This is a genomic window from Planococcus beijingensis (genome assembly GCF_016820615.1).
GTDB classification, from domain to species: Bacteria; Bacillota; Bacilli; order Bacillales_A; family Planococcaceae; genus Planococcus; species Planococcus notacanthi.
On record NZ_JADHDZ010000006.1, the window covers coordinates 96362 to 120530 of the forward strand.

27 protein-coding genes and 1 tRNA gene are annotated in these 24169 nt (G+C 46.0%); 27 read left to right on the forward strand and 1 reads right to left on the reverse strand.

Annotated elements, in window-relative coordinates:
- The first annotated feature begins 106 nt into the window (after nucleotides 1-106).
- The 15 genes from hisZ to IRE19_RS14785 all read left to right on the forward strand — a co-directional run bounded on the left by hisZ (nucleotide 107) and on the right by IRE19_RS14785 (nucleotide 12955).
- On the forward strand, nucleotides 107-1264 hold the full coding sequence (gene hisZ, locus IRE19_RS14715; protein WP_203340984.1) for an ATP phosphoribosyltransferase regulatory subunit: 1158 nt from the start codon (nucleotides 107-109) through the stop codon (nucleotides 1262-1264).
- Nucleotides 1264-1890 (forward strand): ATP phosphoribosyltransferase, encoded by a 627-nt coding sequence (gene hisG / locus IRE19_RS14720; protein WP_191716567.1) that lies wholly within the window; start codon nucleotides 1264-1266, stop codon nucleotides 1888-1890. Before hisZ ends, hisG begins: the two co-directional genes overlap by 1 nt.
- On the forward strand, nucleotides 1887-3170 hold the full coding sequence (gene hisD, locus IRE19_RS14725; protein ID WP_203340985.1) for a histidinol dehydrogenase: 1284 nt from the start codon (nucleotides 1887-1889) through the stop codon (nucleotides 3168-3170). Before hisG ends, hisD begins: the two co-directional genes overlap by 4 nt.
- Nucleotides 3167-3754: an imidazoleglycerol-phosphate dehydratase HisB gene (hisB, locus tag IRE19_RS14730; protein WP_191716565.1), complete on the forward strand. Its 588-nt coding sequence runs from the start codon at nucleotides 3167-3169 to the stop codon at nucleotides 3752-3754. The genes hisD and hisB overlap by 4 nt, the downstream gene beginning before the upstream one ends.
- Nucleotides 3751-4380, forward strand: coding sequence for an imidazole glycerol phosphate synthase subunit HisH (hisH, locus tag IRE19_RS14735; protein ID WP_203340986.1), 630 nt, complete (start codon nucleotides 3751-3753; stop codon nucleotides 4378-4380). Before hisB ends, hisH begins: the two co-directional genes overlap by 4 nt.
- A complete protein-coding gene (gene hisA, locus IRE19_RS14740) occupies nucleotides 4373-5101 on the forward strand; it encodes a 1-(5-phosphoribosyl)-5-[(5-phosphoribosylamino)methylideneamino]imidazole-4-carboxamide isomerase (RefSeq protein ID WP_203340987.1) in 729 nt (242 codons plus the stop codon). The genes hisH and hisA overlap by 8 nt, the downstream gene beginning before the upstream one ends.
- A complete protein-coding gene (gene hisF / locus IRE19_RS14745) occupies nucleotides 5095-5847 on the forward strand; it encodes an imidazole glycerol phosphate synthase subunit HisF (RefSeq protein WP_203340988.1) in 753 nt (250 codons plus the stop codon). The genes hisA and hisF overlap by 7 nt, the downstream gene beginning before the upstream one ends.
- A complete protein-coding gene (gene hisIE, locus IRE19_RS14750) occupies nucleotides 5844-6470 on the forward strand; it encodes a bifunctional phosphoribosyl-AMP cyclohydrolase/phosphoribosyl-ATP diphosphatase HisIE (RefSeq protein WP_191716561.1) in 627 nt (208 codons plus the stop codon). The genes hisF and hisIE overlap by 4 nt, the downstream gene beginning before the upstream one ends.
- 81 nt (nucleotides 6471-6551) lie before the next feature.
- Nucleotides 6552-8066, forward strand: a complete 1515-nt coding sequence (locus IRE19_RS14755) for a tetratricopeptide repeat protein (protein WP_203340989.1) — start codon at nucleotides 6552-6554, stop codon at nucleotides 8064-8066.
- Between the two features lie 77 nt (nucleotides 8067-8143).
- Entirely contained in the window at nucleotides 8144-9106 is a 963-nt protein-coding gene (trxB, locus tag IRE19_RS14760; RefSeq protein ID WP_203340990.1) for a thioredoxin-disulfide reductase, read from the forward strand.
- Between the two features lie 204 nt (nucleotides 9107-9310).
- Entirely contained in the window at nucleotides 9311-9796 is a 486-nt protein-coding gene (locus tag IRE19_RS14765; protein ID WP_191716558.1) for an NUDIX domain-containing protein, read from the forward strand.
- Nucleotides 9789-10670 (forward strand): RNase adapter RapZ, encoded by an 882-nt coding sequence (rapZ, locus tag IRE19_RS14770; RefSeq protein ID WP_203340991.1) that lies wholly within the window; start codon nucleotides 9789-9791, stop codon nucleotides 10668-10670. Before IRE19_RS14765 ends, rapZ begins: the two co-directional genes overlap by 8 nt.
- 4 nt (nucleotides 10671-10674) lie before the next feature.
- A complete protein-coding gene (locus tag IRE19_RS14775; protein ID WP_203340992.1) occupies nucleotides 10675-11670 on the forward strand; it encodes a gluconeogenesis factor YvcK family protein in 996 nt (331 codons plus the stop codon).
- Nucleotides 11671-11693: 23 nt separating this feature from the next.
- On the forward strand, nucleotides 11694-12644 hold the full coding sequence (gene whiA / locus IRE19_RS14780) for a DNA-binding protein WhiA (protein WP_191716555.1): 951 nt from the start codon (nucleotides 11694-11696) through the stop codon (nucleotides 12642-12644).
- Nucleotides 12645-12697: 53 nt separating this feature from the next.
- Nucleotides 12698-12955, forward strand: coding sequence for an HPr family phosphocarrier protein (locus IRE19_RS14785; RefSeq protein ID WP_191716554.1), 258 nt, complete (start codon nucleotides 12698-12700; stop codon nucleotides 12953-12955).
- Nucleotides 12956-13013: 58 nt separating this feature from the next.
- Here IRE19_RS14785 and clpP read toward each other — a convergent pair whose 3' ends face one another.
- Complete coding sequence (clpP, locus tag IRE19_RS14790) at nucleotides 13014-13625, reverse strand: ATP-dependent Clp endopeptidase proteolytic subunit ClpP (RefSeq protein WP_191716553.1); 612 nt, start codon at nucleotides 13623-13625, stop codon at nucleotides 13014-13016.
- Between the two features lie 172 nt (nucleotides 13626-13797).
- Here clpP and IRE19_RS14795 point away from each other — a divergent pair.
- The 12 genes from IRE19_RS14795 to eno all read left to right on the forward strand — a co-directional run bounded on the left by IRE19_RS14795 (nucleotide 13798) and on the right by eno (nucleotide 23966).
- Nucleotides 13798-13869, forward strand: a tRNA-Arg gene (locus tag IRE19_RS14795).
- 206 nt (nucleotides 13870-14075) lie between these two features.
- Complete coding sequence (locus tag IRE19_RS14800) at nucleotides 14076-14219, forward strand: hypothetical protein (RefSeq protein ID WP_203340993.1); 144 nt, start codon at nucleotides 14076-14078, stop codon at nucleotides 14217-14219.
- On the forward strand, nucleotides 14216-14998 hold the full coding sequence (locus IRE19_RS14805; RefSeq protein ID WP_203340994.1) for a TPM domain-containing protein: 783 nt from the start codon (nucleotides 14216-14218) through the stop codon (nucleotides 14996-14998). Before IRE19_RS14800 ends, IRE19_RS14805 begins: the two co-directional genes overlap by 4 nt.
- A 253-nt stretch (nucleotides 14999-15251) precedes the next feature.
- Nucleotides 15252-15836: a LemA family protein gene (locus IRE19_RS14810; RefSeq protein WP_191716550.1), complete on the forward strand. Its 585-nt coding sequence runs from the start codon at nucleotides 15252-15254 to the stop codon at nucleotides 15834-15836.
- Nucleotides 15833-16615 carry a TPM domain-containing protein gene (locus IRE19_RS14815; RefSeq protein WP_203340995.1) on the forward strand — a complete coding sequence of 261 codons (783 nt, stop codon included), beginning with the start codon at nucleotides 15833-15835 and terminating at the stop codon, nucleotides 16613-16615. Before IRE19_RS14810 ends, IRE19_RS14815 begins: the two co-directional genes overlap by 4 nt.
- A gap of 39 nt (nucleotides 16616-16654) precedes the next feature.
- Nucleotides 16655-16885: a glutaredoxin family protein gene (locus IRE19_RS14820; RefSeq protein WP_203340996.1), complete on the forward strand. Its 231-nt coding sequence runs from the start codon at nucleotides 16655-16657 to the stop codon at nucleotides 16883-16885.
- Between the two features lie 107 nt (nucleotides 16886-16992).
- Complete coding sequence (locus IRE19_RS14825; RefSeq protein WP_203340997.1) at nucleotides 16993-18033, forward strand: sugar-binding transcriptional regulator; 1041 nt, start codon at nucleotides 16993-16995, stop codon at nucleotides 18031-18033.
- A gap of 3 nt (nucleotides 18034-18036) precedes the next feature.
- Complete coding sequence (gene gap / locus IRE19_RS14830; RefSeq protein ID WP_203340998.1) at nucleotides 18037-19044, forward strand: type I glyceraldehyde-3-phosphate dehydrogenase; 1008 nt, start codon at nucleotides 18037-18039, stop codon at nucleotides 19042-19044.
- Nucleotides 19045-19154: 110 nt separating this feature from the next.
- On the forward strand, nucleotides 19155-20339 hold the full coding sequence (locus IRE19_RS14835; protein WP_203340999.1) for a phosphoglycerate kinase: 1185 nt from the start codon (nucleotides 19155-19157) through the stop codon (nucleotides 20337-20339).
- 28 nt (nucleotides 20340-20367) lie between these two features.
- Nucleotides 20368-21129, forward strand: a complete 762-nt coding sequence (tpiA, locus tag IRE19_RS14840) for a triose-phosphate isomerase (RefSeq protein WP_203341000.1) — start codon at nucleotides 20368-20370, stop codon at nucleotides 21127-21129.
- Nucleotides 21122-22654, forward strand: coding sequence for a 2,3-bisphosphoglycerate-independent phosphoglycerate mutase (gene gpmI, locus IRE19_RS14845; RefSeq protein ID WP_203341001.1), 1533 nt, complete (start codon nucleotides 21122-21124; stop codon nucleotides 22652-22654). The genes tpiA and gpmI overlap by 8 nt, the downstream gene beginning before the upstream one ends.
- A gap of 16 nt (nucleotides 22655-22670) precedes the next feature.
- Nucleotides 22671-23966 (forward strand): phosphopyruvate hydratase, encoded by a 1296-nt coding sequence (gene eno, locus IRE19_RS14850; protein WP_191716542.1) that lies wholly within the window; start codon nucleotides 22671-22673, stop codon nucleotides 23964-23966.
- Nucleotides 23967-24169 lie beyond the last annotated feature (203 nt).

Consider the following 24169-nt stretch of genomic DNA (forward strand, 5'->3'; position numbering starts at 1 on the left):
TTTCGAGGATATCCCTTGACGATGGATGGAAAAATGCGCTAAAATAATATTACTTCACCACATTAGCGAACTAAAGTAAAATAACCAATATTAGGGAGTTTTATGAATGACTATACAAATGTTTGAAAAACCATTAGGCATGAGAGACGATTTTCCATTCATCGCTAAAAAGAAAGCGGAGCTCCGTTCGAATGGAACCGCCATTATCCAGCAAGCAGGCTATGACCTATTGCAAACACCAACACTTGAATACTATGAAACCATAGGCAAAATTTCTGCCATTGCAGATAATGCCTTATTCAAATTATTGGACAGCCAAGGTGAAACTTTGGTTTTGCGTCCGGACATGACGTCACCGATTGCACGGGTTGCCGCTTCGAAATTATTGAAAGAAAAAATGCCGGTGCGGCTTGGCTATTATTCAAACGTTTTCCGTGCCCAGAAGCGTGAAGGCGGACGCCCCGCAGAATTTGAACAAATGGGCGTAGAACTGATCGGCGATGATTCCTTGTATGCGGATGCTGAAGTGATCATTCTGGCATGGAACGTCCTAAAGAACCTGGATATTAAATCCAGCCGTTTTGTCATTGGCCATACACAATTGCTGCAGCTGATCCTTGAAGACTTCGGATTGGATCAGGAACAAATTGAGAAAGTGCATAGCGCTTTCGTTTCCAAGAACAGCGTCGGTTTTGAAAGTTTGGCCAAACAGTTGCCGATCGAGCCTTCCAGACTGGAATCGTTTATCGGCTTGATGTCAACGTCAACTGTCGAAGAATGGCAGCAATGGATCGATCCGGCTAATACCAAACAGACTTCGTTATTCGAAGGCATGAAAAAGTTGAAGACCATATTGGAGCGCAGCGGTTTGGCCGATGCGGTTACATATGACTTATCGTTTAACAGCCACATGACTTATTACACCGGCTTGGTGTTTGAAGTATATGGAGCAGGCAGCGGATTTCCGCTCGGCAACGGAGGACGCTATGATGGCTTGATGAAGCAATTCGGGCTTCAGGTCGGCGCAACCGGTTTTGGACTGCGTGTCGACCGCCTATTGGAAATCATTTCTGCCGATGCCGAACAGGAAAACCATACCTTGATTCTTTTTGATGAACCCAATGAAGAACGGGCGTTTGACAAAGCGCAGAAACTTCGCGGCGAAGGCGTACGGGTTACGCTGCAATTCGCGCCAGCGGTTCTGGCTATAGATGAATTCAGCGCTTTGTTCAGTGATGTCCTACGAATGGAAGGTGCCAATTGATGGATGCATTAACGATTGCAATGCCTAAAGGCCGTATATTTGAAGAAGCATACGAATTATTGGTGAAGGCAGGCTATGATTTGCCGAAAGAACTCGACGATTCGCGGAAATTGATTGTTGAAGCGCCAAATGAGAACATCCGCTTTATCCTTTCCAAGCCGATGGACGTTCCTGCCTATGTGGAACACGGAGTCGCGGATATCGGCATTGCCGGGAAAGACGTCATGCTCGAGCATGACCGGGATGTCTATGAATTATTGGATCTTGGCATCAGCCGTTGCTATATCGCGACTGCCGGTATGCCCGATACACCGATGAATGAAGTGACGCCGCGGGTAGCGACCAAATATCCGAAAGTGGCTTCACAATATTATAGAGGCAAAGGCGAACAAGTCGAAATTATCGAATTGAACGGTTCGATTGAATTGGCGCCGATGATCGGCTTGGCAGACCGCATTGTGGATATCGTCTCGACCGGCAAAACCTTGAAGGAAAACGGGTTGGTCGAATACGAGAAAATTGTCGACATCACATCGCGTTTAATTGCCAATCCGGTCAGTTACCGTTTGAAGCAGAAGCGCATTACCGAACTTGTGGAGAACTTGAGAAAGCAGGCAAGCTTATGAAAATAACTCGTTTGTCAGCAGGAATTTCCATCAGAAGAACAATTGCAGAAGGAACCGGCCAGCAGGTTGCGGCGGTAAAAGATATTATCCAGGACGTTCGGGAAAATGGTGATCAGGCGATGTTCCGTTACGCTGAAAAATGGGACGGTGCCAACCTATCATCCTTGCGTGTAACAGAAGAAGAAATTGAACAAGCAGTCGCGCGTTTTGACCGCCAACTGCTGGAGGATCTGACGGAAGCAGCGACGAATATCCGCAAATACCATGAAAGCCAGCAACAGCAGGGATACCGGCTGGACAACGAGGACGGTTCGTATGTTGCCCAGCGTGTCACCGCCATCGAATCTGCGGGGCTTTATGTACCAGGCGGAACTGCTGCTTATCCTTCATCCGTGTTGATGAACGTCATTCCTGCACAGGTAGCGGGCGTTTCCCGCATCGTTTTGATTTCGCCTCCAGGCAAAGACGGCACCTTGTCCGACGGAGTGTTGGCAGCGGCCCATATCCTGGGCATTTCGGAAGTCTATAAGTCAGGCGGTGCCCAAGCCATTGCGGCACTGGCTTACGGCACACAGTCCATTGCTCCGGTCGATAAAATTACCGGTCCCGGCAATATCTTTGTCGCGTTGGCGAAACGGGAAGTCAACGGCGATGTCGCCATCGATATGATTGCAGGGCCGAGTGAAATTGCTGTAATCGCTGACGACACGGCTTATGCCGATGAAGTCGCAGCAGATCTATTGTCACAGGCAGAACACGATCCGATGGCCAGTGCGGTACTGTTGACGATAAGCGAAAGCTTAGCCGATGCGGTTTCCAAAGAAGTGGACCGGCAACTAGCTCTTTTGCCGCGTGAAGCCATCGCCAGCCCTGCGATTGCAGATCATGGCATGATTTACCTGGGAGAGACGATGGAAGAGCTGGTTGCAGCTGCGAATCAATTGGCTCCTGAACACTTGGAAATCATGACGGAGGATGCAGAAGCGGTGGCAGACAAAATCCACCACGCCGGTGCCATTTTTATCGGACGCTATTCATCCGAGCCGATCGGCGATTATTTTGCGGGAACCAACCATGTATTGCCGACCAACAGCACGGCTCGTTTCTCGAGCGCATTATCTGTTTATGATTTTATTAAACGAACCAGCATTGTCCGCTACAGCGAGCAGGCTTGGCAAACAAATAAAGATAAAATCGCCCGTCTGGCGCGCCTTGAAGGATTGGAAGGCCATGCGCGTGCAGTCGAATCGCGGTCGTGGGAAAAGGGGAATGAACAATGAGACAAGCTGAAATCAAACGCAATACCAATGAAACCAAAGTAGCCATCAACTTTTCATTGGATGGAGAAGGCAAATCAACCATCGATACAGGCGTTCCATTCATGGACCATATGCTGGACCTGTTCATCAAGCACGGCTTGTTCAATGGCGATATTAAAGCGGATGGGGACACCCATATCGATGATCACCACACAACAGAAGACATCGGCATCGTGCTTGGCCAGGCTGTTAAAGAAGCTCTTGGCGATAAAAAAGGCATTCGTCGTTACGGCAATGCATTCGTGCCGATGGATGATGCGTTGGCGCAAGTGGTCATCGACTGTTCTAACCGGCCGCATCTGGAGTTCCGCTGCGAACTTCCAAATGAAAAAGTGGGGACATTCGATACGGAGCTGGTGCAGGAATTCCTGTGGAAATTCGCGCTGGAATCACGCATGAATGTCCATGTCATCGTCCATTACGGAAAAAATACACACCACATCATCGAAGCAGTGTTCAAGGCGCTGGCACGGGCACTGGATGAAGCGACAAGCATTGACCCGCGTGTCAAAGGAGTTCCGTCCACAAAGGGGCTGTTGACATGATCATCGGCATCATCGATTACGGCATGGGCAATTTGTTCAGCGTCGAACAGGCTTTGAAAAAACTGGATTGCACAGTGATCGTTTCGGATGATCCGGCTGTTCTGCTGGAAGCGGAAGGGATTCTGCTGCCGGGAGTCGGTGCATTTCCGGATGCCATGGAGCTTCTGAACCAAATAGGCCTTTCAACATTCATCCAATCGTTGCCGGAGAAAAATATTCCGCTTCTAGGAATCTGCCTCGGTATGCAATTATTATATGAAGACAGCTCTGAAGTTAAACCGACCAAAGGATTGGGTTTACTGACGGGACAAATCCGCCGTTTTGAAAAAGGCACATACCGGATTCCGCACATGGGTTGGAACCGGCTCGAATTCTCACGTGTGCCTTATTGGCTGGATGAAGTCTTGAGCGATACCCATGTCTATTTTGTCCATTCTTTTTTGGCGGTCAATACAGATGAACAGGAAATTTGGGCAACTGCAAGTTACGGGAATCATGACGTGCCGGGAGTGGTCGGCAATGGGTTGATTACAGGCATGCAGTTTCATCCGGAAAAATCCGGCGACTTCGGCCATTATTTATTGGAACAGTGGATCGCAAATGTCAGGAGGAACCTAAATGACTAACTTTCAAATCTATCCTGCAATCGATTTGCGGGATGGCAAGTGTGTACGTCTTTTCCAGGGGGATTATGCCAAGGAAACCATCTACGGCGATTCGCCTGTGGATATGGCGAAAAAATTCGTAGAAGCAGGCGCACAGTGGATACATATGGTCGATTTGGACGGAGCCAAAGACGGCGTCCGGATCAACGACCAAGTCGTGATCGAAGCAGCCAAACTGGGAGTTAAAGTGCAAGTGGGCGGAGGTATCCGGACACGCGAAGACATCCAGCATTATTTATCGAATGGGGTAGCGCGTGTCATTATCGGCAGCCTTGCTATCCGCAACCCGGAACTTGCAGTGTCGTTCATCGAGGAGTTTGGTGCTGACCGCATCGTCATCGGTATCGATGCTAAAAATGGCATGGCCGCTACAGAAGGATGGATTGAAACATCCGGACAGGCCGCGACGGAAGTGGCGAATTATTTCGCTTCAAAAGGCGCTAAGCATTTCATCTATACGGATATTGCAACAGACGGCACGCTGGCAGGACCAAATATCAAAGCCAATCAAGCGTTGGTTGAAGCTGCAGGCGCGCAAGTGATCGTCTCCGGCGGCATCGGTTCACTGGAAGATATCCGCAACGTCAAGCAAGCATCTAGTGACAGCAACATCGCAGGTGTGATTATCGGAAAAGCCTTATATGAAAACCGTTTTACATTGGAGGAGGCTTTGTCATGCTGACAAAACGCATTATTCCGTGCCTGGATGTCAAAGAAGGACGAGTCGTCAAAGGCGTCAGCTTCGTTTCATTGCGTGACGCAGGAGATCCTGTTGAACTGGCACGTTTCTACGATAAGCAAGGAGCGGACGAACTGGTGTTTCTTGATATCTCTGCTTCTCATGAGGGGAAAGAAACTATGGTGGAAGTAGTCAAAATTGTTGCGACCGAGCTTTCCATTCCGTTTACGGTAGGCGGCGGCATCCGCAGCCTTGAGGACATGAAACGTATGCTGCGTGCAGGTGCTGACAAAGTATCCTTGAACACAGCGGCTCTGGACCGTCCGGAGTTAATCAAAGAAGGTGCTGATTTCTTCGGTTCCCAGTGCATCGTCGTCGCCATTGATGCCAAGAAAAACGGCGACAGCTGGGACGTCTATACACATGGCGGCCGCAATAAAACCGAATGGAATGCCATTGAATGGGCAAAAAAGAGCGTGGAACTCGGAGCCGGCGAACTGCTGTTGACGAGCATGGACAAAGACGGATCGAAAGACGGTTTTGACCTGGAATTGACGCAGGCTGTGCGCGAAGCGGTCGAAGTGCCGGTTATTGCGAGCGGCGGTGCAGGAAATAAAGAGCATTTCAGCGAAGTATTTAAAGCGGTGGATGCCGATGCCGCATTGGCTGCATCCATTTTCCATTACAAAGAAACCAGCGTGGCTGAAGTCAAAGAATATCTACGGAAAGAGGGAGTGAATGTCCGATGACAACGATTCAATATGACCAAGACGGGCTGATTCCCGTTATTATCCAGAACGCAGAAACAAAAGAAGTACTGACTTTGGCATATGCCAATGAAGAAGCAGTCCAAAAAACCATGGATACCAATGAAACGTGGCTTTATTCAAGAAGCCGCAAGGAATTATGGAACAAAGGCGCAACCAGCGGAAACACACAACAAGTGACAGCGGTGCGTTTGGACTGTGACGGCGATTCACTGATCTATGAAGTGATTCCAAATGGTCCTGCTTGCCATACAGGCAAAGACAGCTGTTTCTTTGAAACAATCCACGGAGAACGCAATGAATCTCCAGGGGATATGTTCGCCCAATTGACATCGTTAATTAAAACTCGTGAAGAAGAAATGCCTGAAGGCGCCTATACCACCTATCTATTTGAAGAAGGGGTAGACAAAATCTGTAAAAAAGTGGGCGAAGAAGCGGCTGAAGTAATCATTGCAGCCAAGAATCGTGATGCACAGGAGCTGTCGATGGAAACCGCTGATTTGTTCTATCATGTGTTGGTTCTGCTGCAAGAGCAAAAAGTGGGAATCAGCCAGGTGGTTGACGTACTAAAAGAGCGCCACGCTGTAAAAACGACAAGTAAATAACACGGAAATATGCTATAATTACAGCACATTTGAGTATAGGGACGATTCTGATCGTTCCTTTTACTTTTTCGGAGGCATATTTTGGAGAATAAAAAAACAAACTATAAAAACGTGCTGTCTTTTATACCGACAGGAGAATTCTACTACAAAAAAGGGTTGAAAGAGCTTCAGCGTGAAAATTATCCAAAAGCCCACAAATATTTGCGCCGTGCTTCAGAGCTGAGCCCGAAAGATCCGCTTATCTTGTCGCAATACGGTATTGTGCTGATGGAAATGCAGGAGTTTGAACAGGCTATGGATATGCTGCATGCTGCCCATGAACTGGATCCGAAAGAACCCGAAATCCTATTCTTTCTTGCAGAAGTCCATGCGCATATGGGCTTGTTTTGGGATGCGCGAAAATACGCCAAAAAATACCTGGTCTATGAGACGCAAGGGAAATATACAGCCGAAGCCATGGAAATTGTGGATTTCGCAGAACAGGAAGACTGGCAGTTGTTTGACGATGACGGGGAAGCACAGGACAGCGAATATTATTACCGTCAGGAAAAAGCCCGCCGGATGATGGAGCAAGGCGATTTTACCGGAGCCATTGAGCTGTTGGAAAAGCTGGTTGAGGAAAAGGCTGACTTTTGGGGCGCCTATAACAACCTTGCTTTGGCTTACTTTTATATCGGGGAAGCCGAAATGGCGAAAGCGCTGCTCCATGATGTACTGCGCAGAAACACAGGGAATCTCCACGCCCTCTGTAACTTGGCAGTCTTCCACTACTACGAAAAAAATGCGGAGTTGGATGATGTCCTTGAGCTGTTGAAGAAAATCCAGCCTTACGTATTCGAGCATCGCTACAAACTGGGAGCGACGTTTGCACTGGTCGGCAAATACAAGGAAGCTTATCGTTGGCTGAAAAGCTTGCAGAAACGCGGCTTTGACGGAGACCCTGCTTTCTATTTCTGGTTATCGCATGCCGCATACCATTCAGGGCATGAAGAAGCATCCCGCCAAGCGTGGGAGCAATTGAAGAAAATGGATCCAGGCAAAGATGGCTACGAGCCATGGAATGAGCATGCCGCGATGCCGCATGCAGATGCACTGGAGCATGACCGTGATTACTTGACGAAGAAGTTGGATCATGCCAAAAAAAGTGAGCGGCTCTTAGGTTTGTTCCTGCTCGGCAAATCGTCCCATAAACAGGAAATTATTTCACATCCAAATTGGCTGGAATCCACTCAGCCATCGGCATTGGAAACGTTTGTGCTCGGATATGCGCTTGGCCATCCATTCAAAGAGTCTGTTCCGGAAGAACGGGCATTCATGCGTGCAATGGAAACTGCAGAGCTCCTCTACGCAAAGCAAGAAATGGTCACGAAGCAGCAGGAAGACCTTTTTCAAATGTGGTTCTTGTTAGTTGAAAAAGCATTCCTGCGCAACTATGCGTTTAAGAATCCGGCAGCATTGGCGGCAGCTGTTGACTATATGGTCAGTTCATCCAAAAATGAAAAGCTGACAAAAAAAGAATTGGCTGACCAGTTCAGTGTTTCGGTCGCTACATTGACGAAATACATGAAAGAACTCATTGCTTACCTCCCGGAATAGGAGCATAGGCATAAAAGTTGAAGGTTTTCCCAGAATCTTATACGATTTAGCTACTGAGAAATAGGAGGTCTATTGTTATGACTGAAACGAATACAATCTATGATGTAATTATTATTGGAGCAGGACCAGCAGGCATGACTGCCGCTGTTTACACTTCCCGTGCGAATCTATCGACATTGATGCTTGAACGCGGCATTCCGGGTGGCCAAATGGCCAATACGGAAGAAATTGAAAACTATCCAGGGTTTGACCATATCCTTGGACCGGATTTATCTACAAAAATGTTTGAACACGCGAAGAAATTCGGTGCTGAATACGCTTATGGTGATGTTACCGAAATTATTGACGGCGAGGAATACAAAACCATCAAAGCTGGATCAAAAGAGTACAAAACACGTGCGATTATCGTAACAACAGGAGCCGAGTACAAGAAAATGGGCATTCCAGGAGAAACTGAACTTGGCGGCCGCGGCGTGAGCTATTGCGCGGTTTGTGATGGAGCTTTCTTTAAACAAAAGGAATTAGTGGTTGTCGGCGGCGGAGATTCAGCAGTCGAGGAAGGCGTTTATTTGACTCGTTTTGCGGATAAAGTAACCATCGTCCACAGACGCGACGAACTTCGTGCCCAAAAAATCCTTCAAGACCGTGCATTCGCCAATGACAAGATCGACTTTATCTGGAGCAACACGGTCAAAGAAATCCACGACGATGGAAACGGCAAAGTTGGAGGCGTAACATTGGTATCGACGGATGATGGGACTGAAAAAGAATTTAAAGCAGACGGCGTCTTCATCTACATCGGCATGTTGCCTTTAACAAAGCCATTTACTGAACTGGGGATTTTAAATGATGAAGGATATGTGGTGACCAATGAGAAGATGGAAACCAAAGTTCCAGGAATCTTTGCAGCCGGAGATGTTCGTGAAAAAACTTTGCGCCAAGTAGTTACGGCAACTGGTGATGGCAGCATTGCAGCACAGGCAGCTCAACATTATATTGAAGAGCTTATCGAGAAAATGGCAATGAAAACTCAAGCTTAATTTTTTCTTAATCTGTTTGTAACAGCTTTGTCATGTATAAGAGGTATAGTTAAGAAAGTAAATTGACCCCCTTTTTATAAAGAATTTGGATAGGCCGTTTTCCGGGCAACCCGGTAAACGGCCTCTTTTTTTGCATTCTTTTGCATGACACACCAGGATACATGTATAATGAAGTAAGTTTACAATAGATGCGGAGTGTCGAATGTGCAGCGAATCGCGAATTTGTTAGTTATCCAAAATGGACAAGTATTATTATTGAAGAAACCGCGCCGTGACTGGTATGTGGCACCTGGCGGAAAGATGGAGCCCGGTGAGTCGATTTTCGAGGCGGCCGTTCGAGAGTTTAAAGAAGAAACGAATGCGACTCCGGTTGGAACTCATTTAAAAGGCATTTACACAATGATGATCCAGGAAAATGGACAAAATGTGGACGAGTGGATGCTCTTCACATTTGCAGCCCGTGGACTGACCGGAAAAGTGTTTGAAGAAACACGAGAAGGCTTATTGGAATGGCATCCGGTTGAGGATCTGGCGTTTTTGCCGATGGCAGAAGGCGACCGGACCAACCTGCAATTTGCAGCCAGCCAGCAAGGAATCCAGTATGGGACATTCCATTACACACCGGACTTCCAGTTAATCAAAGAAACCATCCAAACATCAATAGAAGAGGTGAACCACCAAAATGGATAACCGCCAAGAAGAAACAGAGTTAATCATCATTACAGGCATGTCAGGAGCAGGAAAAACTGTGGCAATCCAAAGTTTTGAAGATTTGGGCTTTTTTACGATTGATAATTTGCCTCCTGCCCTTTTGCCTACTTTTATCAAGTTGATGAGAGATTCAGGGAAGTCGATGAAACGGGTGGCAGCAGTTATGGATTTACGAGGCGGCGACTTTTTTGACAGCCTTGTAGAATCGATCGACCATTTATCGCAGGAACCGAATGTCTCCATCACCGTTCTGTTTCTGGATGCGGAAAACCAAACATTGGTGAGCCGATACAAAGAAACCAGAAGATCTCACCCGTTATCGCCAGGCGGACTGGTTTTGGGCGGCATTAAAAAAGAACGTGACATGTTAACTGATCTTCAGGGAAGAGCGCAGTTTAAATACAATACATCCAATATGTCGCCACGTGAGCTGAAGGAGAAAATCATCGCGGACTTTTCTTCTAAGACCAGCAATGTGTTCACAGTGAATGTGATGTCTTTCGGGTTTAAGCACGGCATGCCGATCGATGCCGACCTGGTCTTCGATGTCCGCTTTTTGCCGAATCCTTACTATATTGAAGAACTGAATCCTTTGTCGGGATTAGATGAACGGGTTTCCAGCTACGTGCTGAAATGGCAGGAAACTCAGACACTAATCGAGAAATTGACGGATCTTCTGCAGTTTATGATTCCGCAATACAAAAATGAAGGAAAAGCCCAATTGGTCATTGCATTTGGCTGTACAGGCGGACAGCACCGTTCTGTGACCTTGGCCGAGTACTACGGAAAACTTCTCGCTGAGAACAATAAAGTCATCATCACCCACAGAGACGTCAAAATAAGAAAGGATTGAGTGCATGGAACGCAACCAACACCGGAAACGCATTGTTATTTTAGGCGGTGGCACTGGCCTTTCCACACTTTTGCGAGGATTGAAGCTGTATCCGCTGGATTTGACGGCTATCGTTACTGTGGCAGATGACGGGGGAAGTTCAGGGCGTTTGCGAAATGACTTGGACATCCCACCACCAGGAGATATCCGAAATGTGCTGGCTGCATTATCGGATACAGAACCATTGGTAGCGGAAATGTTCCAGTACCGCTTCAAGCATTCCTTGGATTTGGATGGCCATTCCTTGGGTAATTTGATGCTTGCAGCTTTGACGGATATTACCGGCGATTTTTCTCATGCCGTCCGTGAAATGAGCCGTGTATTGAGTGTCAATGGCACTGTTTTGCCTGCGGCCAATCAAATTGTAACGCTCAATGCAGAGTTGGAAGACGGCACGATCATCAAAGGCGAATCCAAGATTCCTGCATATTTGCAGCCGATTAAACGGGTGTTCATCGAACCCCGTGATGTAAAAGCACTGCCTGCTGCGATAGCGGCCATTGAAAACGCCGATGTGATCGTTGTCGGACCGGGTTCTTTGTACACCAGTATTTTGCCGAATCTACTCGTAAAAGATATTAAAAAAGCAGTTCTTGCGGCAAAGGCGAAGAAGATTTATATCTGTAATTTAATGACACAAGCGGGCGAAACGTATGAATATACAGCCTCTGACCACGTACAGGCACTTTATGACCATGTCGGCGAAAGATTTTTGGATGCGATTCTGCTAGATAAAGTCCAAGTGCCGCCGGTTGTTGCCGAACGCTACAAAAAAGAAAAAGCATGGCCGGTGGAATATGACGAAGAGAAGCTGAAAGAGATGGGCCTCGAAGTCCACCGAAAAGACATCGCCAATATCTTTGGAGAAATAGTGCGGCATGAGCCGATGAAAGTGGCAGAATGGTTATTTGAATATGCTGGGGGCCGTGCCAGCGAAGATTCAAAGCAGCTTTACTTCTAGTGCTTTGAAAGGGGGAACGAATTTTGTCTTTTGCATCGGAAACAAAAAAAGAAATGACACAGATAGAAGTGGATGATTGTTGTGGAAAGGCAGAACTTTCCGCTATGATCCGGATGAACGGCACATTGTCGTTTTCCAATCGGCAATTAAGCTTGGATATCCAGACTGAAAATGCGGCAATTGCCCGTCGTATCTATACCTTATTGAAACGTTTCTACAAGCCGTATCCTGTCGAATTGCTCGTCAGAAAAAAGATGCGTTTAAAAAAGAACAATATCTATATTTGCAGAATTCGGGAAGGTGCCAAGCATATCCTTGAAGACCTGGAGATATTGACAGAAGGGTTTCAATTCCAGCACCAAATTGTTAAAACATTGATTGAAAAAAATTGCTGCAAACGCTCTTACTTGCGGGGGGCCTTCTTGGCTGGCGGATCTGTCAACAATCCTGAAACATCCTCCTACCATTTGGAAATCTACTCTCTTTATAAAGACCATGCAGATTCTTTGGTTGATCTAATGAACGAATTCCATTTGAACAGCAAAATGATCGAACGGAAAAAAGGGTTTGTGACGTACTTGAAAGAAGCCGAAAAAATCTCGGATTTCCTGAGCATCACTGGCGCGCATTCCGCTTTATTGAAATTTGAAGATGTCCGAATCATTCGGGACATGCGCAACAGCGTGAATCGTCTCGTGAATTGTGAGACGGCCAACTTGAACAAAACCATCGACGCCGCATTGCGTCAAGTGGAGAACATCCGTTTTATCGATGAAGCAATTGGAATCGATCAATTGCCTGAACGATTGCGTGAAATTGCCCGACTTCGGGTAGAGTATCAAGACGTCACCTTGAAAGAGTTGGGTGAAATGGTGTCTGGTGGAACAGTCAGTAAGTCAGGTGTCAATCACCGGCTGCGGAAAATCGATGAAATCGCTGCATCGTTGAGAAATGGAGAAATGATCGGCCGCTAAATGCCGGCTGTTCTTTCATATATAAGAGAGTGAAGTTTTAGAGGAGGATAAGTATGGTTGAAAAACAGGTGAAAGTATTATTGAAATCAGGTCTTCAAGCAAGACAGGCTGCTTTATTTGTTCAAGAAGCGAACAGATACACAGCGGATATCTACTTGGAAAAAGACAATAAAAAAGTAAACGCTAAAAGCATCATGGGAATCATGAGCCTAGCCATCAGCAAAGGCACACTCATCACGATTTCAGCAGACGGCTTGGACGAGGAAAAAGCGGTTCAGTCGCTTTCTGGAATTATCGAGCAGGAAGCTTGATCACCTCTGATTAGAGCAAATAAAAACCTCACAGCCCAATGGCTGTGAGGTTTTTGTTTTAGATATCTTTTTTGTGGTTTTCAGGCAATTTGCTGCGTGTGATGACTTGGTCGATCAAGCCATATTCAAGCGCGCGTTCTGCTGTCATGAAGTTATCGCGGTCCGTATCTTTGGAAATGACTTCGATTGGTTGTCCTGTGCGTTCAGACAAGATCTGGTTCAATTTCTCGCGAAGATGAAGAATGCGTTTCGCTGCAATTTCAATTTCAGTCGCTTGGCCTTGAGCACCACCAAGAGGCTGGTGAATCATGACTTCGGCATTCGGCAATGCAAGGCGTTTGCCTTTTGTGCCAGCTGCCAAAAGGAATGCACCCATTGAAGCTGCCATACCGATACAAATTGTCTGTACGTCTGGACGGATAAACTGCATTGTATCGTAAATTGCCATACCGGCTGTGATGCTGCCGCCTGGGCTGTTGATGTAAATGGAAATGTCTTTGTCCGGATCTTCCGCTTCAAGGAACAGAAGCTGCGCGACGATTGAATTCGCAACATTATCATCAATTCCGCTGCCCAGCATAATAACACGGTCTTTCAACAAACGTGAATAAATGTCATAAGCACGTTCGCCTCGGCTTGTTTGTTCGATTACTGTAGGAATTAAGTTCATAGAATAGTTCCTCCTCGATTAAGTGGTGTGCAAACAATGCTGAAAGTTCTCTCAGCTGTACTATTATCATACACATGATGGTCAATGAAGGTCAAATCTAACGAATTAAAAAAATGGACTTGATTAAGTCAGAATGGTTTTGTATAATAGAAAAGTCGCTAATAGCGAATACGCCCTCGTAGTGTAATGGATCACACGTAAGATTCCGGTTCTTGAGATGGGGGTTCGATTCCCTCCGAGGGCATCAATAAACAGGAAAGTCCGTTTTGCCGTTTAATCGGCGATGCGGGCTTTTTTTTGGTTGCCATATGCAAAGATGCGAAAAATCGCTTATGGATGGAATCTTCTGTTCAGAGGTTAAATGAGCTATACTACGAAAGATATGTAAAAAGTTTACATGCATAATTATAACGAAATATTATTACGTAGTATCGAAAAGAGGGAAGCTGGATGAAGAAATTAGTGATTTCCAATCTAAGTGTAACCTTATGGATTAGAGGTGGATTCGGTTTGAATAGAGAAAAGTATTTTGAAGAAAATCCAGGTGCTTCTGAAGTGTTGGCCATCAATTTCGGAATGGATAATGAAGAATGAAGAAAAAAATTATCCTTTTGAGTGCATTAGGGATTTTCCTGATGGCTGTTCCTGTCAACGCAATCGATTTCCCGGAACTAACCAATGATATTTATGTACAGGATATTTCTGATGTTCTATCCGATGAAGCTGAAGAAGAATTGCGCCTTTTAGGTAAAAACTTAGAAGATGCGACGACTGCCCAGATTGCTGTGATGGCCATTCCTTCGCTGGAAGGAGAGGCTATTGAAAGCTATGCTTTAGAAGCTCTGCGCCATTACGAAATTGGTTCTGAAGAAGAAAATAACGGTGTTCTGATGGTAGTTTCGACAGGCGACCGTGAAATCTATATCGCTACGGGCTACGGTCTTGAAGGTGTTTTGCCGGATGCTAAGGTAGGGCGGATATTGGATGATTACGCCGTGCCGTATTTGAAGAAAGATCAATTCGACCAAGGCATTAGGAATACCTATACAGCGCTTTATCATGAAGTGACAGCAGAATATAGCCAAAATGTTGAAGCTGCCGCTACCCAGACTGGAGCATCCCAAGTTCCTGCTTATGAGCCCCGTGAAAAATGGCCGCTTCATCGTGTCATTATAGCCATCGTCATTGGCATTTGGATTGTTGTGGCCTTATTTGGAGATGGTGCAGGAAGAGGCAATGGCAAAAAATCCAGAAGTGGCCGGTTGAGAGGCCAATCACGGAGCGGTAGTGCCAGAAAAAGCTCTGGAGGCAGCAGACCCCGCAGAGGTGGAGGAGGTTCTGGTGGAGGCGGCGGTGCAAAACGGAAATTTTAACTAATGATGAGATAAATTGAAAGTTGGCCAGATGAAATTATTTGAAATGCTAGGGATTTTCCAGCCCATTCTGCCTGAATAGATTAGGTGGGAAGTCATATTTTTCAATTTAGAGAAATCACATTCTAAAGAAATTGCGCAGCTAGCATCTGTCTACTCCTTCTTTTCAGGCCTATTCCAAAAAGAAACGTTTAAAAAGTCGTGTGGTAAGGGAAATGATTACTAGTACATACTAGTTAAAGAGGTGGAGCATTTGAGGAAATTGTTGATTCCTATTATTATTGTAATTGCATTAATTGCCATTGTGGCAGCCATTCTTGTGCCAAGCTACAATGGTTTTGTCCAGCTTGAAGAGGACGTCAACCAGTCGTATGCCCAGATTGAAAACCAGCTGCAGCGCAGGTTGGATCTGATCCCGAACCTGGTGGAAACAGTGAAAGGCTTCGCTGATCAAGAACAGGATGTCATCGACAGTGTAACGGAAGCCCGTTCGAACTTGGCCGGTGCGGAAGGCGTCAGTGAACAGGCGGAAGCAGATGCTGAATTGAGCGGGGCATTGAGCCGCTTGCTTGTCGTAGTGGAAAATTACCCAGAGATCCGCTCTAGCGAAAATTTCCAGCAGCTGTCGGATGAACTGGCCGGTACGGAAAATCGCATCGCGGTAGCCCGCCAAGATTATAATGCAACCGTTTCGGAATTTAACCGTAAAGCCAGAAGTTTTCCGGGGAACATGATTGCTGGTATTTTCGGATTTGATGAAAAAGAATACTTCGAAGCAGATCCGGATGCATCCGAAGCACCTGAAGTCGATTTTGGAACAGATGAGGATGAACAATGAGACGCAGAATAGCGCTCCTATGCTTCCTGCTGCTGATGGTCAGCGGGCAAGGTGTTGCAGCTGACTTTCCGGAATTGACGAATGATATTTACGTTCAGGATGAAGTCGGTATTTTGTCAGAACAGCAAAAAGAGGAGCTGCGCCAATTAGGTCGTGGTCTGGAAGATGCGACTAGTGCCCAGATCATGGTACTGGTAATTCCCACGCTTGAAGGTGAACCGATTGAAAGTTACGCCAATCAGGCGTTCCGTCATTATGGCGTCGGTTCGGAAGAAGAAAACAACGGAATTCTGGTAGTTCTGTCACTGGATGAACCGAATGACCGGGAAATTTATGTGGAAATCGGTTACGGTCTGGAAGGCGCATTGCCGGATGGGAAAGTCGGCCGGATTTTGGATGAATACGCTATTCCTTATTTGAGCCAGGGCAATTACAGTGAAGGCGTCATCAATTTGTATGAAGTCCTGTATCAGGAAGTTGCCGCTGAATATCAATGGAATGGTGAACCTGTAGAACCGCAGGCAGCGGCTACCCAACAGCAGCAAGAAGGACTTCCGCCATTCATGACCATCCTGATTGTTTCTGCTATTCTCATCCTTATTACCGGAGGAGGCGGAGGCAAAGGCGGCGGCCGTGGCAGGCGTATGGGCCGCAGAACAATTTACATGGGTCCAGGAAACTTTGGCGGCGGTTTTGGTGGTGGCGGTTTCGGAGGCGGTGGTTTCCGTGGAGGCGGAGGCGGCATGTCTGGAGGCGGCGGTGCCGGGCGAGGCTTCTAAAAGTATAAGCTAATGCTTTTTAGAGAAAGAAGGAATCCAATGTTTACCCTGTATACGCGCGCCAATTGTCCACTTTGTGATGAAGCTAAGTTGATGATTCAATTGGTAAATGAAGACTTTCCATTGTCGTACAAAGAAATCGATATCGAAAGTGATGATGAATTGCATGAAAAATACATGCTGATGATTCCGGTTTTGGAAAAAGACAATGAGGTTTTGCTGTACGGCAATATCGGTTATGTAGATTTATTGGAAGCGTTAGAAAGTTAACGCTTCTTTTTGTTTGCAATTGATAGAAAGATTCGGTAGAATGAATTTAGTGGGACATAAAATTATTTAATGGGACAAAAAACGTCCAACTGGAATGGAGTGAACAAATGGATGCTTTATCTGCTGCTCAGCAAAAGCTGATGCCAGAAATGTCCGAACTCCTGAAAAAACGGTACCAGATTTTACAGACCATCAATTTGGAACAACCGATCGGCAGGCGAACGTTAAGTGAAGTTGCCGGAGCTACAGAGCGTGAAATTAGGAAAGAAACCGATCTGCTGCGCAATCAGCAGTTGATTGAAATGAAAACGGCGGGCATGACGGTTACTTCGCAAGGATTGGAAGTACTGGAAGAGCTGAAAGTTTTCGTGCGTGAACTGTCCGGGCTGACTGATATGGAAATTCAGCTGCAGTCGATATTAGGAATTTCAAAAGTGGTGATTTTGCCACAAGACAGTGATGAAATTCCAGCAGTAAAATCCCATATCGGCAAAGAAGCCGCCCGGCTTTTGGAAGCATTATTCGGGCGCTGTAAGAAAATAGCCGTTACCGGGGGCAGCACGATGGCAGCCATTTCGAAAGAATTATCCATCGGCAAGCCGGATCGGACACTTCAATTTATCGCAGCCCGCGGTGGGCTTGGAGAAGATGTCCTGCATCAGGCAAACACCATTGCCGCCGCTTTTGCGGAAAAAACAGGCGGTTCGTTCAAAACTCTTTACTTGCCTGATCACTTAAGCGCTGAAGCATTTGCAATGATGATGAAAGAGCCAGTGATCAAGGAAATGATGGACTTGTATGATCAGACTGATGTAGTGGTCCATGGCATAGGCAATGCGGAAGAAATGGCGGTTCGTCGGCATTCTTCATTGGAAGAGGTAGAAAAGATACGGTCTGGCGGAGCAATCAGTGAGGCTTTTGGCTATTATTTCGACAAAGATGGAAAAATTGTTTATCGGATCCGCACAGCGGGGATTCAATTGGAGCAGGTACAAAAAGCTTCAACAATTTTGGCAGTTGCTGGTGGAGGTTCCAAGGCAAGGGCAATCTTATCTTATTTCAACAATGCACCGACGCCGACAGTGTTGATCACTGACGAAGGAGCAGCACGAAAAATACTTGAATTGACTAAAAAATTGGAGGAATAGTAAATGACTTTAAAATTAGCAATTAACGGATTTGGACGTATTGGACGCATCGTATTTCGTGGGGCAATGGCAAACGAAGAAGTGGAAGTTGTAGCAGTAAATGACTTGACTGACGCAAAAATGCTGGCTCACCTTCTAAAATATGATTCAATTCACGGAACATTGGATGCTGAAGTTTCAGCAGAAGGTGATAACATTGTCGTAAACGGCAAAACAATCCGCGTATTCTCTGAAAAAGATCCTTCAAACCTTCCATGGGGAGAGCTTGGCGTAGATATCGTTGTTGAATCTACTGGATTCTTCACAGATACAGCTTCTGCTTCAAAACACATCGAAGCTGGCGCGAAAAAAGTTATCGTTTCAGCACCAGGCAAAAACGGCATGAAGACACTTGTTATGGGTGTTAACCATGACACGTACAACCCTGAAGAACACGATGTTGTATCGAACGCATCTTGTACAACAAACGGCCTTGCTGGAATGTCAAAAGTGTTGAACGATCGTTTCGGCATCAAGCATGCAATGATGACAACAATCCATTCATACACAAATGACCAGATTCTATTGGATTCTCCGCACAAAGATTTCCGCCGCGCACGTGCAGCAGCTGAATCCATGATTCCAACAACTACTGGTGCAGCTACTGCAGTGGCTAAAGTATTGCCTGAATTGGAAGGCAAAATTGATGGAATGGCAATCCGCGTTCCGACACCAAACGTTTCATTGATCGACTTGGTTGCACATCTTGAAAAAGATGTAACTGTTGAAGAGGTCAACAATGCATTGAAAGAAGCATCTGAAAACGAATTGAAAGGTTTCCTGGAATACAGCGAATTACCACTTGTTTCTAGAGACTACAATGGCAACACTGCATCATCTACTGTCGATGGCCTTTCAACTATGGTCATCGGGGATAACATGGTCAAAGTCCTTGCTTGGTACGATAACGAATCCGGCTACTCAGGACGTTGTATCGACCTTGCATTGCACATGTACAAAAAGGGCTTGTAATCCCAAAATCATAGCTTAATTACCAATGAACCTCTATAATAAAAGAGGGTAAAAGGGGCGGGGACTTACCCCGCTCCTTATTTTTTTGAATACAAATAGGAGGTATTTTCATGCAGCAGAAAATGACCATGAAAGATTTGGATTTGAAAGGAAAACGTGTATTTTGCCGTGTCGATTTCAACGTGCCGATGGAAGATGGCAAAGTGACGGATGATACAAGAATCCGTGCAGCTGTACCAACCATCGAATACTTGATTGAGCAAGGCGCAAAAGTGATTTTGGCCAGCCATCTTGGCCGTCCTAAGGGTGAAGTCAATGAAGATATGAGACTTGCTGCAACAGGCGTCCGGTTAGGTGAATTGTTACATAAAGAAGTAAAAAGCCTGGACGAATCAATCGGCGAAAAAGTTGAACAGGAGATTTCAGCTATGCAAGAAGGCGATATCGTCCTGCTTGAAAATGTCCGGTTCCATCCGGGTGAAGAAAAGAATGACGAAGAACTCGCTAAAGCATTTGCTGCACTGGCAGACGTCTTCGTCAATGATGCATTTGGTGCAGCGCACCGCGCACATGCTTCAACAGCAGGCATTGCCAGCTATTTGACGTCCGTATCGGGTTTGCTGCTGGAAAAAGAGCTTGAAGTTTTGGGCAAAGCGTTGTCTGAACCGGATCGTCCATTTACAGCCATCATCGGTGGCGCAAAAGTAAAAGATAAAATTGGTGTAATCGATCATCTACTGGATAAAGTGGACAATCTATTGATTGGTGGAGGGCTTTCCTATACCTTCATCAAAGCTCAAGGATATGAAATTGGGAACTCCTTAGTGGAAGAAGACAAATTAGAATTGGCAAAATCCTTTATCGAAAAAGCAAAACAAAAAGGCGTCAAGTTTTATTTGCCGGTGGATGCAACAGTTGCCAGCGAGTTTTCCAAAGATGCAGACACGAAAAGTGTGAAAATCGAAGAAATACCGGCTGATTGGATGGGTCTTGATATCGGACCTGAAACAGCAGCGTTGTATGCAGATGTTATCAAGAATTCGAAATTGATCATCTGGAACGGACCGATGGGGGTATTTGAAATGCCGGCATTTGAAAATGGGACGAAATCTGTAGCTCAAGCTATGGCCGAGACATCAGGCTACACTGTCATCGGTGGGGGGGATTCTGCTGCAGCTGTGGAAAAATTCCACGTAGCTGATCAGATGGACCACATTTCGACAGGCGGCGGAGCTTCACTGGAATTTATGGAAGGCAAGGACTTGCCGGGCGTCAGTGCATTGACCGACAAGTAAAGCGAATGACTGGAAAGGGAGTGCTTTTGTGAGAAAACCAATTATTGCAGGAAACTGGAAAATGTACAAAACAGCTGGAGAAGCCAAACAATTTATTGAAGAAGTAAACGGTTTGGTTCCGGATTCTGACAAAGTGGATGCAGTTATTTGCGCACCCGCATTATTTTTGTCACAGCTGGTCATCTCTTCACAAGATAGTGCACTTCAAATCGGTGCACAAACCATGTCGGAAGAAGACGAAGGCGCGTTCACTGGGGAAATCAGCCCAGTTCAATTAACGGACATCGGTGTGAAATACGTCATTATCGGCCATTCTGAGCGCCGCCAGTATTTCAATGAAACTGATGAGTCTGCCAACAAAAAAGTAAAAGCCGCTTTCAACCATGGCTTGATTCCGATACTTTGTGTCGGTGAAACTTTGGAACAGCGTGAAAATGGCGAAACAGGATCTGTAGTCGAAGCACAAGTGGAAAAAGGTATTGCCGGGTTGACTGAAGAGCAAATTTCTCGTCTTGTCATTGCCTACGAACCAATTTGGGCTATTGGCACAGGCAAAACAGCTACAGCTGAAGATGCCAACGAAGTTTGTGGAATTGTCCGCAAAAAAGTAGCAGCTTTGTACAACGAAGAGGTTGCTGAAGAGTTGCGTATTCAGTATGGCGGAAGTGTGAAACCGGCTAATATTGTTGAATTGATGGGTATGAAGCATATTGACGGAGCATTGGTTGGCGGCGCAAGCCTGGAAACCGAGTCGTTCGTCAAATTGCTGGAGGCTGGTTCACATGCGTAAAACCGAACATCCAGCAGCTCTTATCATCTTAGATGGATTCGGCTGCCGTGAAGAGACTTTTGGCAATGCAGTAGCGCAAGCGAACAAACCGAATTTCGATCGCTTATGGAAAAGTTATCCGCATGAACTGCTGACGGCTTCTGGAGAAGCTGTCGGTTTGCCAGATGGCCAAATGGGCAATTCTGAAGTAGGTCATTTGAATATTGGGGCTGGACGGATTGTCTACCAGAATTTGACGCGCATCAACAAGTCGATTCGCGATGGCGATTTTTATGAAAATGCCGCTTTTCTGGAAGCAGTCAGCAATGCTAAAAACAACGGGAAAGCCCTGCACATTTTGGGCTTATTGTCCGATGGCGGCGTACACAGCCACTACGAACACCTTTTTGCATTATTGAAACTGGCCAAACAGCAAGGACTAACAGAAGTGTATGTTCACGGTTTCCTAGACGGCCGTGATGTAGGGCCTCGTACAGCACTTAAATATGTTGAACAAGCTGAACAACAAATGAAAGAAATTGGTGTCGGGAAATTTGCATCAATCAGTGGGCGCTATTATGCAATGGACCGCGATCAACGCTGGGAACGTGCTGATTTGGCATATCGGGTTCTGGTTGACGGAATCGGTAAAACAGCGCCATCGGCAAATGCTGGAATCACCCATTCCTATGATCAGGACATTTCAGATGAGTTTATCGTGCCGTTCGCCATTGTCGAAGATGGCAAGCCGGTTGCGACCATCGATTCTGGAGATTCACTGATTTTCTTCAACTTCCGTCCGGACCGTTCGATCCAATTGACATCGGCATTTATTCGTGAAGATTTTACCGGTTTCCCATTAAGCGCTAAGCACCCGAGAGACTTGGTATATGTCACGTTCACTTCTTATAGTGAGGAATTGCCGACTCGTGTAGCGTTTGAAACACTGAACCTGGAAAATACAATCGGGGAAGTGGTTTCAGCGAACGGACTGACTCAGCTGCGGATTGCAGAAACCGAAAAATACCCGCATGTGACTTTCTTTATGAGCGGAGGACGTGAAGGCGTCTTTCCTGGAGAGGACCGTATTCTGGTGGCGTCTCCAAAAGTGGCAACTTATGACCTGCAGCCTGAAATGAGTGCATACGAAGTGACCGACCGTCTGGTGGAACAAATCGAAGCTGGTGCGCACGATGCCATCATCCTGAATTTTGCAAATCCGGATATGGTTGGCCATAGCGGCTTGCTGGAACCGACAATCCGTGCCATCGAAGTGGTCGATGAATGCTTAGGCCGTATAGTTGATGCTTTGCATGCCCAAGGCGGTTCGGCATTGATTACTGCAGACCATGGCAACGCTGACGAAGTACGGACGATTGAAGGCATGCCTATGACGGCACACACGACCAATAAAGTACCGGTGATCTTGACGAAATCCGGATATGTTTTACGTGAAGGCGGCATTCTGGCCGACTTGGCACCAACCATTTTAAAAATGCTGGACATCGAACAACCGATCGAAATGACTGGAAAACCATTATATTAAAAGGGAGCTGTTTTAATTGCCAATTATTACAAACATTCAAGCACGTGAGATTTTAGATTCAAGAGGGAACCCGACAATCGAAGTTGAGGTATTCACAGAAAGCGGCGCATTCGGCCGCGCTATCGTACCTTCAGGTGCCTCTACAGGCGAACACGAAGCAGTGGAATTGCGTGATGGCGATAAGAGCCGCTACCTTGGCAAAGGTGTTTTAAAAGCTGTTGAGCATGTCGATACTGAAATTGCAGAAGCATTAGAAGAAAAATATTCAGTCCTTGACCAAGTGTCAATCGACAAAGCATTGATTGAATTGGACGGCACGGAAAACAAAGGGCGCTTAGGCGCCAATGCGATTCTTGGAGTTTCTTTAGCTGTTGCACATGCTGCAGCCAACTATTTGGATCTTCCGCTTTATCAGTACCTGGGCGGTTTCAACGCGAAACAATTGCCGGTACCGATGATGAACATCTTGAACGGCGGCGAACATGCCGACAACAATGTGGATATCCAGGAATTCATGGTTATGCCAGTTGGAGCGAAATCATTCCGTGAAGCCGTTCAAATGGGTGCAGAAATCTTCCATAACTTGAAAGCTGTACTAAAAGAAAAAGGCTATAACACTTCTGTTGGAGATGAAGGCGGTTTTGCACCGAACTTAGGTTCAAACGAAGAAGCATTAACAACAATCATGGAAGCAATTGAAAAAGCCGGCTACAAGCCTGGAACTGATGTACTATTGGCAATGGATGTCGCTTCTTCTGAAATCTATGACAAAGAAAAAGGCGTATATAACCTGCCAGGCGACAACACAGTGAAAACGTCTGCAGAGATGGTTGACTGGTACGAAGAGCTTTGCAATAAATACCCGATCATTTCGATTGAAGATGGATTGGATGAAAACGACTGGGCTGGACATAAATTATTGACTGAACGAATCGGTGACAGAGTGCAATTGGTTGGAGACGATCTATTCGTTACCAACACGAAAAAATTGGCTCAAGGAATCGAAGAAGGCATCGGCAACTCAATCCTGATCAAAGTTAACCAAATCGGTACATTGACAGAAACTTTCGATGCAATTGAAATGGCGAAACGTGCCGGCTACACAGCTGTCATCAGCCACCGTTCAGGCGAATCTGAAGATGTCACGATTGCAGACATCGCTGTTGCAACAAATGCTGGACAAATCAAAACGGGTGCTCCATCACGTACGGACCGCGTTGCGAAATACAACCAGTTGTTGCGCATCGAAGACCAATTGTTTGAAACAGGGCAATATTTGGGTCTGAAAACTTTCTACAACTTGAAAAAATAACCCATGAGTTCAAGTGCTTTTTAAATCATATAGGTTGCAGTGGATATTTCACAAATAAGCTCCGCTTTCCTGCGTGCTTGCGCCGAACTAACTCGGGCTGGATGCCCGAGTTAGTTCGGCACTTCGCTATCCCGCGGAAAGCGTCCGCCTGAAGCGATTTCTTCCGATCTGCTACTAGTTTTTGAAATTTAGAAAAGTAAATG

Bases quoted from the DNA above. Each gene is read 5' to 3' on its own strand.
- hisH (WP_203340986.1), top strand. From the start codon at position 3,751: ATGATCATCGGCATCATCGATTACGGCATGGGCAATTTGTTCAGCGTC.
- hisZ (WP_203340984.1), top strand. From the start codon at position 107: ATGACTATACAAATGTTTGAAAAACCATTAGGCATGAGAGACGATTTT.
- hisA (WP_203340987.1), top strand. From the start codon at position 4,373: ATGACTAACTTTCAAATCTATCCTGCAATCGATTTGCGGGATGGCAAG.
- IRE19_RS14825 (WP_203340997.1), top strand. From the start codon at position 16,993: ATGGATGCTTTATCTGCTGCTCAGCAAAAGCTGATGCCAGAAATGTCC.
- IRE19_RS14800 (WP_203340993.1), top strand. From the start codon at position 14,076: ATGAAGAAATTAGTGATTTCCAATCTAAGTGTAACCTTATGGATTAGA.
- hisB (WP_191716565.1), top strand. From the start codon at position 3,167: ATGAGACAAGCTGAAATCAAACGCAATACCAATGAAACCAAAGTAGCC.
- IRE19_RS14775 (WP_203340992.1), top strand. From the start codon at position 10,675: ATGGAACGCAACCAACACCGGAAACGCATTGTTATTTTAGGCGGTGGC.
- gap (WP_203340998.1), top strand. From the start codon at position 18,037: ATGACTTTAAAATTAGCAATTAACGGATTTGGACGTATTGGACGCATC.
- trxB (WP_203340990.1), top strand. From the start codon at position 8,144: ATGACTGAAACGAATACAATCTATGATGTAATTATTATTGGAGCAGGA.
- clpP (WP_191716553.1), bottom strand. From the start codon at position 13,625: ATGAACTTAATTCCTACAGTAATCGAACAAACAAGCCGAGGCGAACGT.
- IRE19_RS14835 (WP_203340999.1), top strand. From the start codon at position 19,155: ATGCAGCAGAAAATGACCATGAAAGATTTGGATTTGAAAGGAAAACGT.
- IRE19_RS14815 (WP_203340995.1), top strand. From the start codon at position 15,833: ATGAGACGCAGAATAGCGCTCCTATGCTTCCTGCTGCTGATGGTCAGC.
- hisF (WP_203340988.1), top strand. From the start codon at position 5,095: ATGCTGACAAAACGCATTATTCCGTGCCTGGATGTCAAAGAAGGACGA.
- rapZ (WP_203340991.1), top strand. From the start codon at position 9,789: ATGGATAACCGCCAAGAAGAAACAGAGTTAATCATCATTACAGGCATG.
- IRE19_RS14785 (WP_191716554.1), top strand. From the start codon at position 12,698: ATGGTTGAAAAACAGGTGAAAGTATTATTGAAATCAGGTCTTCAAGCA.
- hisG (WP_191716567.1), top strand. From the start codon at position 1,264: ATGGATGCATTAACGATTGCAATGCCTAAAGGCCGTATATTTGAAGAA.
- hisIE (WP_191716561.1), top strand. From the start codon at position 5,844: ATGACAACGATTCAATATGACCAAGACGGGCTGATTCCCGTTATTATC.
- IRE19_RS14805 (WP_203340994.1), top strand. From the start codon at position 14,216: ATGAAGAAAAAAATTATCCTTTTGAGTGCATTAGGGATTTTCCTGATG.
- gpmI (WP_203341001.1), top strand. From the start codon at position 21,122: ATGCGTAAAACCGAACATCCAGCAGCTCTTATCATCTTAGATGGATTC.
- IRE19_RS14820 (WP_203340996.1), top strand. From the start codon at position 16,655: ATGTTTACCCTGTATACGCGCGCCAATTGTCCACTTTGTGATGAAGCT.
- hisD (WP_203340985.1), top strand. From the start codon at position 1,887: ATGAAAATAACTCGTTTGTCAGCAGGAATTTCCATCAGAAGAACAATT.